This window comes from Psychrobacillus syltrankelensis (genome assembly GCF_055454035.1).
This window is the reverse complement of record NZ_CM144227.1, coordinates 3,390,461-3,405,251: the sequence shown is the minus strand read 5'-3', so window position 1 is coordinate 3,405,251 and position 14,791 is coordinate 3,390,461. Positions and strand designations below refer to the sequence as shown.

At 33.8% G+C, this 14,791-nt stretch carries 18 protein-coding genes and 1 pseudogene; 3 read left to right on the top strand and 16 right to left on the bottom strand.

Translation table 11 applies throughout. From position 1 onward, the window contains the following. Positions 1 to 54 precede the first annotated feature (54 nt). Positions 55 to 1,509, top strand: a complete 1,455-nt coding sequence (locus tag ACTSKG_RS16660; RefSeq protein ID WP_464755664.1) for a phospholipase D family protein — start codon at positions 55 to 57, stop codon at positions 1,507 to 1,509. Between the two features lie 67 nt (positions 1,510 to 1,576). Here ACTSKG_RS16660 and ACTSKG_RS16655 read toward each other — a convergent pair whose 3' ends face one another. Continuing rightward, positions 1,577 to 1,732, bottom strand: coding sequence for a DUF1540 domain-containing protein (locus tag ACTSKG_RS16655; protein WP_464755663.1), 156 nt, complete (start codon positions 1,730 to 1,732; stop codon positions 1,577 to 1,579). Positions 1,733 to 1,757: 25 nt separating this feature from the next. Between ACTSKG_RS16655 and ACTSKG_RS16650 the strand changes: the two genes are divergently transcribed. Further along, positions 1,758 to 1,925, top strand: a complete 168-nt coding sequence (locus ACTSKG_RS16650) for a hypothetical protein (RefSeq protein ID WP_464755662.1) — start codon at positions 1,758 to 1,760, stop codon at positions 1,923 to 1,925. Between the two features lie 11 nt (positions 1,926 to 1,936). On the opposite strand, the gene ACTSKG_RS16645 is transcribed toward ACTSKG_RS16650, so the two are convergent. From ACTSKG_RS16645 to ACTSKG_RS16630, 4 genes and pseudogenes are all read right to left on the bottom strand, one after another. After that, entirely contained in the window at positions 1,937 to 2,404 is a 468-nt protein-coding gene (locus tag ACTSKG_RS16645; protein WP_464755661.1) for an NUDIX hydrolase, read from the bottom strand. A gap of 62 nt (positions 2,405 to 2,466) precedes the next feature. Beyond that, the gene (locus ACTSKG_RS16640; protein WP_464755660.1) at positions 2,467 to 2,925 is read right to left on the bottom strand and encodes a hypothetical protein; all 459 of its coding nucleotides are present in this window, start codon (positions 2,923 to 2,925) and stop codon (positions 2,467 to 2,469) included. A gap of 25 nt (positions 2,926 to 2,950) precedes the next feature. Beyond that, complete coding sequence (locus ACTSKG_RS16635) at positions 2,951 to 3,421, bottom strand: YbaK/EbsC family protein (protein ID WP_464755659.1); 471 nt, start codon at positions 3,419 to 3,421, stop codon at positions 2,951 to 2,953. A gap of 271 nt (positions 3,422 to 3,692) precedes the next feature. Next, a pseudogene (locus tag ACTSKG_RS16630) lies at positions 3,693 to 3,914 on the bottom strand (YnfA family protein); the annotation flags it as partial. Between the two features lie 309 nt (positions 3,915 to 4,223). Here ACTSKG_RS16630 and ACTSKG_RS16625 point away from each other — a divergent pair. Next, positions 4,224 to 4,526, top strand: a complete 303-nt coding sequence (locus ACTSKG_RS16625; RefSeq protein WP_464755658.1) for a phospholipase — start codon at positions 4,224 to 4,226, stop codon at positions 4,524 to 4,526. An 82-nt stretch (positions 4,527 to 4,608) separates the two neighbouring features. On the opposite strand, the gene ACTSKG_RS16620 is transcribed toward ACTSKG_RS16625, so the two are convergent. The 11 genes from ACTSKG_RS16620 to ACTSKG_RS16570 form a co-directional block, all read right to left on the bottom strand. After that, complete coding sequence (locus tag ACTSKG_RS16620; protein ID WP_464755657.1) at positions 4,609 to 5,043, bottom strand: SRPBCC family protein; 435 nt, start codon at positions 5,041 to 5,043, stop codon at positions 4,609 to 4,611. Continuing rightward, complete coding sequence (locus ACTSKG_RS16615) at positions 5,040 to 5,723, bottom strand: YwaF family protein (RefSeq protein ID WP_464755656.1); 684 nt, start codon at positions 5,721 to 5,723, stop codon at positions 5,040 to 5,042. The genes ACTSKG_RS16620 and ACTSKG_RS16615 overlap by 4 nt, the downstream gene beginning before the upstream one ends. 633 nt (positions 5,724 to 6,356) lie before the next feature. Further along, positions 6,357 to 6,959 carry a chloramphenicol acetyltransferase gene (locus tag ACTSKG_RS16610; RefSeq protein WP_464755655.1) on the bottom strand — a complete coding sequence of 201 codons (603 nt, stop codon included), beginning with the start codon at positions 6,957 to 6,959 and terminating at the stop codon, positions 6,357 to 6,359. Positions 6,960 to 7,348: 389 nt separating this feature from the next. After that, positions 7,349 to 7,564: a hypothetical protein gene (locus ACTSKG_RS16605; RefSeq protein ID WP_464755654.1), complete on the bottom strand. Its 216-nt coding sequence runs from the start codon at positions 7,562 to 7,564 to the stop codon at positions 7,349 to 7,351. A gap of 613 nt (positions 7,565 to 8,177) precedes the next feature. Further along, positions 8,178 to 8,345: a hypothetical protein gene (locus ACTSKG_RS16600; RefSeq protein ID WP_464755653.1), complete on the bottom strand. Its 168-nt coding sequence runs from the start codon at positions 8,343 to 8,345 to the stop codon at positions 8,178 to 8,180. Positions 8,346 to 8,380: 35 nt separating this feature from the next. Continuing rightward, a complete protein-coding gene (locus ACTSKG_RS16595) occupies positions 8,381 to 8,503 on the bottom strand; it encodes a hypothetical protein (RefSeq protein ID WP_464755652.1) in 123 nt (40 codons plus the stop codon). Positions 8,504 to 9,362: 859 nt separating this feature from the next. Further along, entirely contained in the window at positions 9,363 to 10,478 is a 1,116-nt protein-coding gene (locus tag ACTSKG_RS16590; RefSeq protein WP_464755651.1) for a M20 metallopeptidase family protein, read from the bottom strand. Positions 10,479 to 10,805: 327 nt separating this feature from the next. Then, positions 10,806 to 12,002 (bottom strand): glycosyltransferase family 2 protein, encoded by a 1,197-nt coding sequence (locus tag ACTSKG_RS16585; protein ID WP_464755650.1) that lies wholly within the window; start codon positions 12,000 to 12,002, stop codon positions 10,806 to 10,808. A gap of 731 nt (positions 12,003 to 12,733) precedes the next feature. Then, positions 12,734 to 13,114, bottom strand: coding sequence for a DUF6398 domain-containing protein (locus ACTSKG_RS16580; protein ID WP_464755649.1), 381 nt, complete (start codon positions 13,112 to 13,114; stop codon positions 12,734 to 12,736). 203 nt (positions 13,115 to 13,317) lie between these two features. After that, positions 13,318 to 13,581: a zinc ribbon domain-containing protein gene (locus tag ACTSKG_RS16575; RefSeq protein WP_464755648.1), complete on the bottom strand. Its 264-nt coding sequence runs from the start codon at positions 13,579 to 13,581 to the stop codon at positions 13,318 to 13,320. A 242-nt stretch (positions 13,582 to 13,823) separates the two neighbouring features. Beyond that, positions 13,824 to 14,738 (bottom strand): hypothetical protein, encoded by a 915-nt coding sequence (locus ACTSKG_RS16570; protein ID WP_464755647.1) that lies wholly within the window; start codon positions 14,736 to 14,738, stop codon positions 13,824 to 13,826. Between the last annotated feature and the right edge of the window lie 53 nt (positions 14,739 to 14,791).

Genomic DNA, 14,791 nt, shown 5'->3' with positions numbered 1-14,791 from the left:
ATCGATAAAGTCCGGGAATAGCAATAATAAACAAGTTTTTAGGGGGAACTACATATGGCTACAAAGAATCCTAAACCATGGAGTAAGCGAAAGCGCATTACTATGGGTGCTATTGGTGTGTTTGCACTTATCTATATTGCAGTAATTTTATGGAACACATATAAGCCTCTTCCGGATGGCGTAGCATTTGCAGGGGAAATACATAAAACAGATATAGTAGAATTTATTACTGATTTAACATATGCACAGGATAGAAAAGGAACAGGTATGGTTCATGAAAATCATATTTTTGATGAAGTATATAATATGATTGAGAAAGCAGATGAATTTGTCGTGGTCGATTTTTTCTTGTTTGATGGGTACTATGACGGAGATAAAAATTTTCCAAATATTGCAGATACGCTTTCTATAGCATTAGCAAAGAAAAAGAAAATGAACCCTGATATGCCGATAATATTTATTACAGACCCAATAAACCGTGGGTATGGGTCATATGAAAATAAGTGGTTTAAGAAAATGCGTGAAGCTGGAGTAGAAATAGTATATACCGATCTAGATCCATTGCGTGATTCGACACCTATTTATTCAGGTATATACCGATTGTTTTTTCAGTGGTTTGATTTTGGAGGAAAAGGTTGGATTGATAATGCAATGGCAAGTGACGCACCGAAAATGACTATTTCTTCTTACTTAGCTCTACTCAACGTGAAAGCAAACCATCGAAAAGCAGTAGTAACGGAAAAGGAAGCGCTAGTTACGTCTTCCAATCCTCATGATGCAAGCGGATACCATGGAAATATTGCTTTGAAAGTAACAGGCTCCATATTGAATGATATTCTAAAATCCGAAGAAGCAGTTTCTTTATTTTCTGGAGGTCCGAAGCTTCCTCGTGTGAAGGTAAATAAAGAAAGAGGACAATATGAAGTTCAATACTTGACGGAGAAAAAAATCTTAGATGCTTTGCTAGAAGATTTGGCAGTGACAAAAAAAGGAGATAAGATTTGGCTTGGCATGTTCTTTGTCGCGGAGCCAGATGTAGTTAACGCACTAATTGACGCGGCAAACCGCGGAGTAGAGGTAAATCTCATTCTTGATCCAAATAAAAACTCATTTGGGCAAGAAAAGTCAGGAATACCGAATCGACCCGTTGTTCAGAAGTTGGTGGAGGATACGAAAGGAAAGGTTCATGTTCGATGGTACAATACCGTTACGGGACAGTATCATACGAAAGCTATATGGATTCAAACAGAGAAGCATACAATTATTTCAAACGGCTCGGCAAATTATACAGAACGAACATTAGATAATTATAATTTAGAAAATAATCTACGAGTAATTGCACCAAATAATAGTAAACTAGTAGTTGAAATGGAGAATTATTTTGAACGACTTTGGAACAATGTAGACGCGATGTATACTTTGGATTTGGACAAGTTTCAAGATAGCTCTACATGGTGGCAACGCTGGATTTATGCGCTTCAGCAATTCTTTAAAGTAACTACTTATTAATAATGTATTCCTCTAAAAAAGCTCATGAACTAAAGTCCATGAGCTTCCACAATGAGGTGTTAGCAACTTAAGATTCCGGTTCAAATGTTTTACAATCTGTTTCTTCACTATTCGATGCTTGTTTACCTTTGCTACTTACAACATAAATTGCGTCTGCGTTGCATTTGTTTCCAGAACCCCAAAATGTACAATTATTGACTTCACAAAGAATGACTTGTGCCATTGTATCACACCTCCTCTGTTGTAGGATGAACAAATCAAAGGTGATTAATACCATTCATTTAAATGCTCGCCATGCCGTTTTGCGAAAGATTGATCGATTATCACAAGAGATTGATCGATTTCATTGCGAGATTGATCGATTCTATTGCGAGATTGATCGATTGTTACAAGAGATTGATCGATTCTCTAATTAATCTCTTACTATCTATAAAATATGTTCTATAAACAATGGTAAGTTTGATATTTTCTCTTTCAAAAAAAGTGGAAATATATTGATATCCTGCAATTCATTTAAATGTTTCCAGTAATACGTATGTATTTTTTCATTTTCATTTATAACAAATTCATCGCCATTTACTAGGATCTCTTTGTCTTTCAGCTCTATTAAATAAAAAAAGCATATTTCATGGAAACGTTCATTCAAAGTAGCTTCTTCGAAAAAGTTTTCATTTATCCATAGCATGCGGTTTATATTCACTTCTATATTAAGTTCTTCATTTAGTTCTCGTTTTATCGCATCTTCGCTTGTTTCATGCAACATAACACGACCGCCTGGCACATAATAGTAAGGCTGATTTTCATCTTGCATGATGAGCAATTTGCCTTCGTGAATCAGTAATCCTGCTACACGATAATTAAATCTTCCCGCTGGTGTTTTAAAAGTTATGTCCATAAAAATCTCCTTTATTCATGTAATAACCCCGAATCATAATTACATGGATCGGGGTTGGTATTTTAAGGTGTGTACTTTTCAGAAATCTTACTAATTTTATTATTTTGGATTGTTAAGTAAAAAGGGGCTCCCTCTTTTGGGATATATGAAGCTAGTTCTTGTATATCTATTTGCAATGGCTCTTGAAGATTAAATCCATTCACGACGTCAGTTTTTACGGCATCAGACACTTTCAAACTGTTGGTTTGTTCTGACTCATTATAAATCTGAAACCCACTTGGAAAATCTGATTCCGGATTTAATCCTAATTCTTTTATTCTCTCGGTATCAGATTGATCAATCCATTCTATCTCATCAAACGTTAATGTCTTTGTTTTTTCATCATAGTTAGTTAAATATGCTAGTATTTCTTTCGATTGAACTTCTTCTGTATTTGATCCGCTATTACACGCACTTATTAACATCGTTACACTAATTAAAACAATTAAAAATAGAGATTTAGTTATTTTATGTTCATTCATACATCCTATCAACCTCTCAATTTTTTCATTCCCACCCTTTGCAAACGTCTACCCATTCTTCCCCATTAGCATATGTATATAACTCCCCGCAGGTAAGTTCAATTGCACTATTACTGCTGCCACATGCAGGAAAAACAGTTTCAAATCTTTTCAGTGACTCATCTAAGTAAACCAATATATTTTTGGGAATTCCAAATGGACAAACCCCTCCAACAGCATGTCCTACTTGTTCTAGGACTTCCTCAGGAGAAAGCATCTTAGCTTTCACTCCAAATGTCGCCTTGAATTTTGCATTATCAATTTTTGTATCCCCTGCAGCAACTACTAAAATACAACTTTCATCTTTTTTAAAAGAAAGTGTTTTTGCAATGCGCGCTGGCTCTACATTTAAAGCCTGGGCAGCAAGTTCTACTGTTGCACTTGATGCATCAAGCTCCTTTATCTTATATGCTATTCCAAAATCCTCAAAATAATCTCGAACTTTTTCAATTGCCATTTTTACACCTCATAATTATTAGAATGAATTTTTTGACTAATGCATCTATTATACTCCTTTACAAAAAAAAAGAACCAGAGCAACTTCTCAGATTCCTAAATATTGATTAACTGCTTATTTCACCAATTCATACTCACCGAGCTTTTGATAATCTCTTTTCATATAGCTTTTTCTCATCTTACACAAATAAAATACGGAAGTCCGAGTACCTAGAAAGGTACCTGGACTCCCGATTTTATTTTTCATTTACTTATGAAATGCCCTTTTCTTACTAATTTCTAGGAACAAACAACATAACTGAAACCCCAACGATACATATCAAAGCTCCAATCCAATCATAAATATCAGGCACCTTTTTATCAACTCCCCATCCCCAAAGGACAGACAATACGATAAATACACCACCATAGGTAGCATATACTCTACCAAAGGAAGGAAACATTTGAAAAGTAGCGATAATACCGTAAAGAGCTAATGCTATTCCTCCTAAGATGATTAGTAACTATATAAGTAGGATTTTCATCATTCGTCTCAAAATCTTTTAAAACTTCATCATATAAAAAGGATTCATCTAGCTCCATTCTATGCTTCTTGCAGACTCTACAAAAAGAAGAACTCTATCATTTTTCAACTTTTCGATTCTCATTAATATTCCTCTTTTCTAAAATTCATTGTATGTATTAAATTTAGATTCTAATGGTTTCATATAAATAAAATGTGAAACTCCTAGGTACTTGTTGATGCAATAACACAGATTATAGAATAGCTTATATTAGAAGCTTATAGAAATAATTTAAGGGAGGTGGTAGATTTGTCACAAAGAAGAAAGAGGGGCTTACGTTTTTGTGTATTTCCAGGATACAAATGGTGTGGACCAGGTTGCAGTGGACCAGGTGCCCCAATAAATGATGTCGATGCAGCTTGTAAAGCACATGATGAATGTTACAGTAGGAGCAGAAATCGGTGTGAATGTGATCGTGAATTTCTCCGCCAACTGCATCCCAAAATAAATGTCTATACTCAAAAAGGTAGACACGCTCGTACACTCTATAACTATATAAGATTTCAAACAACATTTACCTGTAACTCTTATAAAATAAAGTAAGTAAATACCGAATAATTAATTTTTTGGCTCCAGGTTCACATAGAATTTAAAATCTATATAGAACCTGGTATCCAAGAGATAGTCACTTCACTATTCCACTTCTCAAATCTTTTATTCCAAATTCCAAGAAACCTTTTAAGCAGGTCAACATATATACCCAGCCTTCTTTATTATCTATCAATTTACTTATTAACTCTTCATCGTTTTCTTTAAATCCTTCTTCGTTAACTTCTACAATCGTACGGCTGTTATTTAACTCACTCAACGAAATGGTAACAATATGTTCATCCTCGGGAGTCCCCCATTTAAATACGATTTTCTCATTCTCTATGATTTCCATCACTTTTATATCCACCGTTGCATTGTATTCGTCATATATCAATGTAATAGCTTTTCCTTGTTCCCATCTTTCCGAACTCGACGTAAACCAAAAGTTCCCAATCTTTAAAGGGTCTACGAAGGATTCAAATACTTCATTTGCTGGCCTTAATATGCTAATTTTCGTAAGATTATTCACGTTGATGCACTCCTTTTTATTGGTCTTCTAAATATTATAAATAAACATATGAAAATTAAAAATGCAACTATTTCTAACGATAAGATATACCACGGATACGGACCTAAAAAATCAAGTATACTCCCACTAGCTGGTTTTTTACTCAAAAACATATAATTTCCTTTCAGATAAATGTTTAACACAAGTATACAAGGAAGTAATATATTTAACGCAACCATCGTCTTAATGATTCCTTTAAATGTAGGAAGGTAACCCTTCACCCAAGTGAAATAAAGTGCAGTTAAAATAATTCCGAAATGCGTATAAAAAAAGTGAAAAAACCTGAAATGAGGAAAACTTAAATCTAAAACTGGTGTTGCTACCGCTTGAAGTGCTCCTCCAATGCCAGCATAAAAAACAAACTCATATACATGCCTATTTCCTGTCCACAAAAGAATTATCGTGAAGATTAAACTAATACTGCATAATTCAAGTGGCAGTGAATTACCCCAATTCCACCTTCCGGTTTGATAGAGCCAAATATGATACCCAATTTCCATTGTCAATAATGACAGTGCAAAAAGACGTTCTATTAACCGAATTTTATTCGCTGGAAATGACCATCTCTTTTTTGTTAGAAATACTAGTATGATTAGAAAGCATAGCCCCACAATTGCACTGATATGTGCCGCCGAAAACATCTGAAACGAGGCTCCCAAATTCTCACCAGCCCTTCTACGAAATTCTATTTTTCTTTTCTTTTAGGTATTATTCGTGTTCCGTACACAAAATCCCTTTGCTATATTTAAAATTGCTCAGTAAATAACAGTATGAATAGGTAGGTTTAGGAATACATTCTTAATACTAGTAAACTTCGTAATGAATAGAAGATATAAAGAAGGGAGGGTCAAGAATTGAAAAATAATAGCAATCAAAAAACAGTTAATGTCATTAAAAAAGGAATAAGTTTTGGAACTTGCCTTTCTATGGTTATTTCGTATACGGCATATAAATCTATAGGTTGGGCTATTATACACGGCTGTTTAAGTTGGATATACGTTATTTACTACTTACTAAAATATGCACATAGCATTTTTTAGTAACCTCACAGATTACTCTAGACTCTTGTTGGAATGGCTTAGCTGAAGACCCCTCAGGTACAAAGTGACGAGGAGGCTGAAGCTGTTGAGTTGGAATAAAGATTGATTATTTTGGGAAGCGAATACTTAACTAAAGCACCCGTTTGTTTAAGTACATTTATTCACAAACTTTATTTTACCTCAATAAAAAAAGGAACTGATATGACAGTCCCTTTATATTCTTTTGATTAAGAACTAAATCCACTCTGCACTTTCATCAGCAAGTCTTTGTAAGCCATCCATAAAAACACTCGCATGATAACCATCACAAACTGCATGATGAATTTGTAAAGAGACAGGTAGGAATAATTCATCATTTACTTGTGAATATTTCCCTGCAGTTATTATTGGTAAGAGAAAATTACCACCATTATTAATATTTAAATTAAATGCTGTAAAAGGTGTTTTTGGAAATAAACTACCCATACCATTGTATTTTTCTACATCTTTTTCATATTGAGAATGAAACTCTGAAAAATTAACTAAATTTGGTGACCAGATGCCCGAAAACGTGCATGTCTTCTTATCAAAAATTGTATAAGAGGGCACAATTTCTTTCCAGTAACCTAACTTCCCTTCATAGTTAAAACTAGTTCTAAATTCTCTGTGGGAATTAACTACTTTTGTAATCATAAAAATAAACGCAGGATATAACTTATAATTCTTTTCCTTTAGGTTTTTCATAAGAATAGTAATATTTATTTCATTGGTTATACTGAAAGTTGTTTGTTGTTGTAAAAAGTGTTCAAAGTATTCTTTTCGATACCAATTGTCACGATTAATAATATTGAATTTCATATTCAATGCCTCCTAATATACTTAATTTTATCTTAGGAGGCTTATTTCACTGCTTTTCTCATGACTGTCATCCTTTTTTATATATAATTTCATGCAACTATATTATCAATTATCTCTAACTAGAGTCAACAAACATTCTTCCACTATCCTGTTGCTTTAGTACAATAATTTTTTATAAAATAGCTTCAACTATAAAGTCGTTTAAATTACTGGGTTGTACCATAATCAGGATTTAATGGAATAAATGTCACAAAAATGCTCAAACTTTTTATACAAGAATGCTTTAATTGAATATACTATGGTGCGTTAGAGCCCATCCGTTATTCTGACTCCAACGACCACGGTGCACCACTGACTGTCGCTCCCTTACGGGAAGCACACATGGTAGATTAATCTCCCTGCGATAGTTCTAAATCTTTCAATTCGATTTCAACCCAATTTACTTTTTTTTCATCATACAATTCAGGATTGTAAATATACTTGACATTCCAATGTTCTCCCTCGCCATAGAAGATAACCTCATCCGCAATAACAGTTTGTTTGGTTGATGAACAAGCTGTCAAACTAATTATAAGAAAAATACCAAACAACACTCTCAACTTCATTTTCAAACCACCTCTTTAGTAATTAGTAACCTACGTAATAAAACCATTTCTTATTTCACTAACCTGTCGCTTAAGTTGAAAAAGGATAATGGCTTTCTGCTGACAGCCTTGTTCTGCTAAAGCACCCGTTCAATAAAGTTACTTACTATTATTATGTAGTTCAAATGACTCTTTAAAGCCATCCCATATTACAGTTACTTTTATAACAGCATCTTCATATACTTTTGCCCCGCCTATTGAACGGATATCTCCATTTCCAGCAATAATCGTGTTAGAACGCGGGTACCTCTCACTTAATTATCGATATTTCTAATCAAAAAGATCTCTAGTGCGTACTCATACGCTCTAGAGATCTTTTCTTAGTTATGAATAGGTAATTGACTACTATCTATATAAATCGAACAAATGAATATCTAAACGAACTAAGTGCAGGAGCCTTAACAGGGGTAGCCGAAGTCATCAGAACAGCGGTGAAGCTGCTTGGCTTATGGCGAGGGGCGTCCCTAGCGCCGTAACGAATTAAATGGGTTCTTTATACCGCATTAACTGGCAGTAATACCCCCACTGATTAAAGGTTCACTTTATGTCAACTTATCGTTACCAATTCTGAAGGTTATTTTGAATTTACGCGTGTAAAATAACTCAAGACTCTTTTCAAATAAGATTTTTGGATTTTCTTTTTTCTAGATAGGTAGTTATGTCCTAATTTATATTGTCTTGCTTCCTTTTCCAAGTCAGCCATCCGTTGCTTTGCATATTCTATATCGTTAATGGTAAACATTATTTTTCTCCTTAAGGAGAAGTCCAATTATATTGTTAAGGTGTGGCTAGCACCATTCCTGTTAGCCTCTTTTCACCTAAATAGTGTGTTGGCGACTCCAATTTATTTTTTCCTACAAATTTATTAATCTGCTTACCACTCATTTTTGGTATCATCATTTTTTTTCCTCCTTCATTTATTATTTTTCCGATTAAACCAATAGCATCATTTTAGTCAACTGGGGTTTTTCTTTCCCCAACCGGTGCTATCCACTTTCGAGAGATTCCTTTTTTAATAACTTTCTTCGCTGTTTCATGATCATCATCACCAGCACTCCTTTTCTTGTTATTTTGTTTATATATGCAACACGCAATGCGCGAAAACACCAAATTTTCTAAAAATGCACACAAAAGAGCACACGCTTCTTTACATAAGCGTGTGCTCATAGAAAAAGAACGGCATAACATGCCGTCCGTATTAATTATTTATAAAAAAATAATTAGCGGTTGGGCACGAAATCACTATACAATTATTTTTTAAAGTTCTAAATGTAGTCATTTTCCGTACCTCCATTTCTAATTTGAATATCTAACTACTATAGGGTATCATTACTTATTTCTGATTGTCAACACTTTTCTGAAGATTATGTATTATTTTTAGGATATCAGCGTCCAAAGCTAAGTCGCTTCCGCAATGGAAAGAAAAACGTATAGATCCTTTGAATGATATGTTAGTACGTCGATTATTATTACTTTGTTCTTAACCAAAGTTTTTAGAAGAAATCGGAGAAGGTATTCTAATTTTAAATCTGAAACTTTACAGAACAATTCCATTTGCTGAACAAAAACATCATTTTCATCAAATTGCCAAATAGATCATTATTATAAATAATCAATCTTTTTTACAAAGTTACAGAAGCCAAGTCCACGAATGAGCTTGCCGAATTAATACAAGTCTAAACATTGTTCTACAGACAAAGAGCTACCTCATGTGAGGCAGCTCTTTGTCGCTTTCTTTAATTTCTTTGTTGAATAAGTTTTATAATTCAGCTATACCTTTGAAAAGTTCAACAGCAGTTTCAATTATTTCATCATGAAAGTCATATTCATATGTATGAACATGTTGATAATTTTCTCCATTTCCAATATAGCACATTGCTCCTTTTGTCTGCTTCAAGTAATGGCCATAGTCTTCAGAGGCACGAAATGCTTGTGTCATTTCAACTAATTGGAACCCTTTATTTTCACAAACCGTTCGTATCTTATGCGTGCTTTCCTTGTGGTTCACAGTTTCCGGAAAAGTATCATTATATGAAAAACTTACTTTTAGTCCATACTTTTCAGCTTGAGAGCAAGCAAAATCTTCGAGATTCTTTTGTAGTTTGTCTAATTCTGCTTCGTATAATGCACGGATCGTTAATAGCAAGTTTCCCTTGCTAGCAGCTAATCCAAATGCTCTTTCTCCTATATCTACTTGAACAACTGTACATAAAACGATACCTTTGTTACTGTCAGGTGATATAAAATCGGGAATAGCATCAATAACTTTAGCTATAGCGAAAGCAGGATTTACTCCATCCTCAGGTTGACTTGCATGGGCAGGTGCCCCTTCCATATGGATTGTCATCCCCTTTGATGCACATTGTGTTGTACCGTCAATTATGTTCACTGATTTTAAAGCCATTCCACTCATGTTATGATAAGCAAAAATCTCTTCAATGTTATTTTCCTCTATAAAAGATACACACTGTAGAGCTCCATCACCAGTTTCCTCTGCATGTTGGAAGAGGAAGAAGATGTTTTTATCGGCGCCGTTTTGGTCAATCTCTAATGCAAATCCTGCTAAGCTTGCTGAATGACCATCATGTCCACATTTATGAGAAACACCTGGAATCTGTGATGCGTGTGGTATTTCAATTACTTCTGGCATTGGGAGTGCGTCAAAATCCGCTCTGTATGCAATATTCTTTTTATCTTCACCAGCACGATAAATGGCATAGAACCATTGACCCTTATCTACAATTTCTAATTTTGTATGCGTTTTCAAAAAATCAATTAAGTGTTTTTTTGTCCAAGCCTCTTGATTCGAGAGTTCAGGATGTTGGTGTAATTCATGACGTAATTGAATTGCTAATTCAAGATTCTTCTTCTCCATATAATTCTCTCCTTCTATATCAAATTAATAGAATGATTTATTTATCTAAATAAATTATATTCCTAGAAAATAAAAAACAATAGATTCTAATATTTTTACTTTTAATAAATTTTTTTACTTTTTCTAATAGTTCCATCCGAAATAAGCACATTACCTTTTGTAGTTAAGACTCGCAATCACGTTTTAGTCAATAAAACAGAAGAAAATAACAAGAGACCTCAAATACAAAACCTATTAGAAAGAGAGGCAAATCATGACCTTAGTCACGACCTGCCTCTCTATAGTGTCTCGGGATTCAATGTTCTTTTGGAAGATTCTATTGTACCTTTATCGTACATCGTCAAGTGATTTCACTACGGTATGAGCAATTGGTTTCCATTCAACATGCTTAAACAAGGCTACGACAGAAATTGGTATATACGTAAACATAAAAAAAGGAAAAGTTATTGTATAAGCTATTTTTTTCCACCTTGAACAATGAATTTTTTCCCATTCCGTTATCGTGGTTATTAAACCAATAAGAAAAAGTATTCCATAATACCACCCAAAAGAAAGTAATATTCCAAGAGAAGCTTGAGGAATCATCTCTTTACCACCAAATATTCCTAAAAAAATTGCCAAGTAAAACAATCCATTAACAATAATAGAAACACTGGAAACGAGAACAGCTGGCATTACCATCATAGTCATATCAAAGCATGAAAACCGGTTACCCTTTCCTCGAAAAATATTTCTAATTAGGCTTTTTCCATACTTAGAAAAGACCTGATAAAAACCTTTCGCCCAACGTAAACGCTGATTCCATGACTGTGAGAAGGTGACTGGTTGCTCATCATAGAATATTGCATTTCTACAATATCCAATCTTTTCGCCCTTAATAATCTCAGAAACGGAAAACTCGATATCTTCCGTAAGTAAATGGTGGATCCAGCCACCATTGTCTTTGATTAAATCTGCTTGTACTAGAAAGCCTGTTCCAGAAATTGCACAACTAGTGTTTAAAACCATTCTGGGAAGGTTAAGATATTCTGCCTCATGAAGGAACCAAAGTGCATATCCAGCAGATATCCAATTCTGATCATAATTCTTAGAGTTTCTATAACTGGTGATTACTTTGTATCCTTGATTAAATGTTTTATTTAACTCCGCTATATAATTTTCATCAAGGAGATTATCTGCATCAAACACAATATATCCATCATATTTTCTAGATGAGAATTCACTTTCAATTATTTTTAGTATAAAGTCTAGGGCATATCCCTTACCTATCTGAATCTTATTGAAACGCTCTTTGACAATAGCTCCAGCTTTCTCTGCAACTTGGGCTGTATGATCGGTACAGTTATCTGCTACAACAAAAATATCTATCAATTGCTTGGGATATTTTTGATTTTTTATGCTTTTAATAAGATGTTCAATGACTCGCTCTTCATTTCGCGCTGGTATTATCACTGCATATTTATGACGATGAACCTTCTTAATTTCCAAATTCTTATTTTGTTTAGCCTTAAATGCAATAAACATATAAAATATCTGATAAGAATACATAAATGTGAAAAATAGGAACATAAAAAAATTAAAATATTTAATATAAGTTACAAAAATCGAGTCCAAACTGATACCTCCACGATGTTTTAATATTTTTCAACATAATTATAGAAGTTATGTTGAATAAAGTATCTTAACACCCAAATTATGTAGCTGGCTCTTACGGATTCTTCGTTCTTTACGTTAATTTGACACGTTATTTTCGCCATGATTTTTATTATGCCCTGAAAGGTTAAGGATATAACAAATACTAAAGTTCTTATTTAAAGCAATATTTAGTATATAAAAAGTATTAAAAAATCAAAAATAGTTTTACTTCATTCTTTTTAAAATCTCATTTTTTGCAGTGTACACATAGACTTTTTTTACCCTCTTTTGTTAATTTGAAACTTGATAATAAATTGAAAACTATTTTTTTAAACGATTCTTTTCACAATACAAAAAGAAATAACCGTCCCCTCTAATTAGGTTTTGACGGTTATTTTTACTCTCGGGTCAATCAATCTTTCTGCAGTTAAGTGAGATTAAAGTATACAATTGTTCTTCAATTCGTACTTGGGTAAGGAACATAGATGAAGTGGCTTATATAGTAGATACTGCAAATATTTCTTGAATACCTTGGTCGCAAAGAAGAAATAAAAAACCAGCTACAATGATCTGGATACCATTGTAGCTGGTTGAAACATAATTTGACTGAAACCGTATATCTATTCCGGGAGGTATGGTATCAATCCTTTTTTGTATGCTTCTTCTTGAATCTCCTTAGCTGCATATCGAACGTCTATTAGGAGACCATTCACTAAAACCATCCATACCATTGGATTGTTCTCGATCTTACTTGGTAATGACCAATTAGGATCGAAAATCCCTATTTTCATCAGATCACTTATTAGTTTTGATTTTGCACTTCCAGTACTGCCATTTACCCCAAATTTCTCATAAAGTTCTTTTACTTTCATGTTAGGACTTTGATCTGGATCAAATAAGAAATTAACAGTACCTATTGCATGAACGATGCCACATGCCCATATGTTCGTTTTTCCTTTTGCAAGAGGCGATTGGCGTTTCCTACATAATGCTGCACACAACTTTAAAACATAGCAGTTTGTACTCTTCGTTTAAATTTTCTTCGCAAAACGCACTTATCATTTCAGTGATTTCATTGTATTTATCTTGCATCTCTTTTGGTATAAGTAAGCGACTTGCTTTTCATAAGTAAATCTCCTTTATTACTCCGTATATTTCTTTTTAATACAGCCTTAAGCTTTTTTGCGAACGGTTTATTTTTCCTTTAGTTTTTCCATCTCTCTAATTTTTGAATATTTCTCGTAAAAATTTTTGCTACAAACTTCGGAAATTTCATCTCTACCATTTTATCCATTACTTTTTCTTTCATCCTATCTACTGTAATGTTTGGTAACGTGAATGCTCCATTTTCATAACAGTGACTGCAATACATATTACTTCTTTGTCCATTCGCTTCAGTTCCTCCACCATTTTCATCACTTTTTAATGGCATTCCGCAACTTTGACAGTTTTTATAGTTATTTTGCATTGTACATCTCCTTTATTTTTTCGCTTTTTATTATTTGATTGGATATTATTTAATTCGCTTAAATGCACATTTTTCCTTCTTTATTATTCCTAACTCCTCTCAGACATAAGTGGACAGTATTTAATGAAGTAAAAAGCGGCCGAAAGTGTAGCTTCAGCCGCTAGTTGCATTTTTCATATCTAAACTATAAAGAACTTTTGCGAGTAGTTCGTTTTTATTGTTTCAATTCCACTTTCCTGCTTTTATACACCATCTACAACTAATGGTTTACCTTCTAAAATCTTTTCAACTTCTTCATAACCTGTGGGAAATGCGAAATTGTAGCGGGCAGGTATTGCAAAAACATATTTATCATTACGGTTTAACTCGGATGGTCCGATAGGCGCCGCTCCTATATGGAATTTCTCCTGCTTCATTAAATTCCATTGCTCTATAGTGAAAATCATAATCGGAATATCTTGGCGTGGATTTTCCGAAGTCCACATAGGATGTCGGAGTGAAATTATTGGCCCTGTCTCTACAACTTTTTCACCTTCGGATGTAGATATAGCTAGTCCTTCCCATTTATCCCTGACAATCGAATAATTTTCCCAAGTCTTTGGTAATTTAAATATAAAACCATATTCATTGTTTTTATATTTAATGGAATCAATCTGTTCTTCCGTTCCGAGAGTAACCTCATTAATAAGCCATTGGTCTCTTACTTTTTCGACTACGAGGTTTATAGGAATTTTACTAACGACTTCATCTTTATTAGCTATTTCAATTATTTCACCGCGTACTGCATATGCATGTTCAGAAATTTTTTCCTTGTTTAATACGTCAATCCGATCTGGCCAAGGACTGGAAAATAATCTTCCAGGTGCTTTGGGTGGATCTGTCATCCACTGTTTTATAAGCTCGGGAGAAACGATATCGCCATAATTATCCTGCATATTCTCTTCCAGTTGTTCTTTCGGACCTAATAAGGACACATTTTGAAGACTTTTTCCAAACTTTTCAACGACACCCAATACCTTCTCTTCCTCGTTCTCACTAGTATTCGTTGTTTCTGACGCAACTTTCTCTTGAGATTGTACTTGAAGTGCATTATCTTCATTTGTACATCCAAACAATAAAACGCTCAATAAAAGTATTACACCAATTATTTCTTTCATTTTTTTCCCTCCCGAAAATAACTGTACATAAATAGACGTTTTCTATTAACATT

Coding starts and splice junctions, on each gene's coding strand:
- ACTSKG_RS16660 (WP_464755664.1), top strand. CDS start 55: ATGGCTACAAAGAATCCTAAACCATGGAGTAAGCGAAAGCGCATTACT.
- ACTSKG_RS16655 (WP_464755663.1), bottom strand. CDS start 1,732: ATGGCACAAGTCATTCTTTGTGAAGTCAATAATTGTACATTTTGGGGT.
- ACTSKG_RS16650 (WP_464755662.1), top strand. CDS start 1,758: ATGAACAAATCAAAGGTGATTAATACCATTCATTTAAATGCTCGCCAT.
- ACTSKG_RS16645 (WP_464755661.1), bottom strand. CDS start 2,404: ATGGACATAACTTTTAAAACACCAGCGGGAAGATTTAATTATCGTGTA.
- ACTSKG_RS16640 (WP_464755660.1), bottom strand. CDS start 2,925: ATGAATGAACATAAAATAACTAAATCTCTATTTTTAATTGTTTTAATT.
- ACTSKG_RS16635 (WP_464755659.1), bottom strand. CDS start 3,421: ATGGCAATTGAAAAAGTTCGAGATTATTTTGAGGATTTTGGAATAGCA.
- ACTSKG_RS16615 (WP_464755656.1), bottom strand. CDS start 5,723: ATGTTTTCGGCGGCACATATCAGTGCAATTGTGGGGCTATGCTTTCTA.
- ACTSKG_RS16610 (WP_464755655.1), bottom strand. CDS start 6,959: ATGAAATTCAATATTATTAATCGTGACAATTGGTATCGAAAAGAATAC.
- ACTSKG_RS16605 (WP_464755654.1), bottom strand. CDS start 7,564: ATGAAGTTGAGAGTGTTGTTTGGTATTTTTCTTATAATTAGTTTGACA.
- ACTSKG_RS16600 (WP_464755653.1), bottom strand. CDS start 8,345: ATGTTTACCATTAACGATATAGAATATGCAAAGCAACGGATGGCTGAC.
- ACTSKG_RS16595 (WP_464755652.1), bottom strand. CDS start 8,503: ATGATGATACCAAAAATGAGTGGTAAGCAGATTAATAAATTTGTAGGA.
- ACTSKG_RS16590 (WP_464755651.1), bottom strand. CDS start 10,478: ATGGAGAAGAAGAATCTTGAATTAGCAATTCAATTACGTCATGAATTA.
- ACTSKG_RS16585 (WP_464755650.1), bottom strand. CDS start 12,002: ATGTTTATTGCATTTAAGGCTAAACAAAATAAGAATTTGGAAATTAAG.
- ACTSKG_RS16575 (WP_464755648.1), bottom strand. CDS start 13,581: ATGCAAAATAACTATAAAAACTGTCAAAGTTGCGGAATGCCATTAAAA.
- ACTSKG_RS16570 (WP_464755647.1), bottom strand. CDS start 14,738: ATGAAAGAAATAATTGGTGTAATACTTTTATTGAGCGTTTTATTGTTT.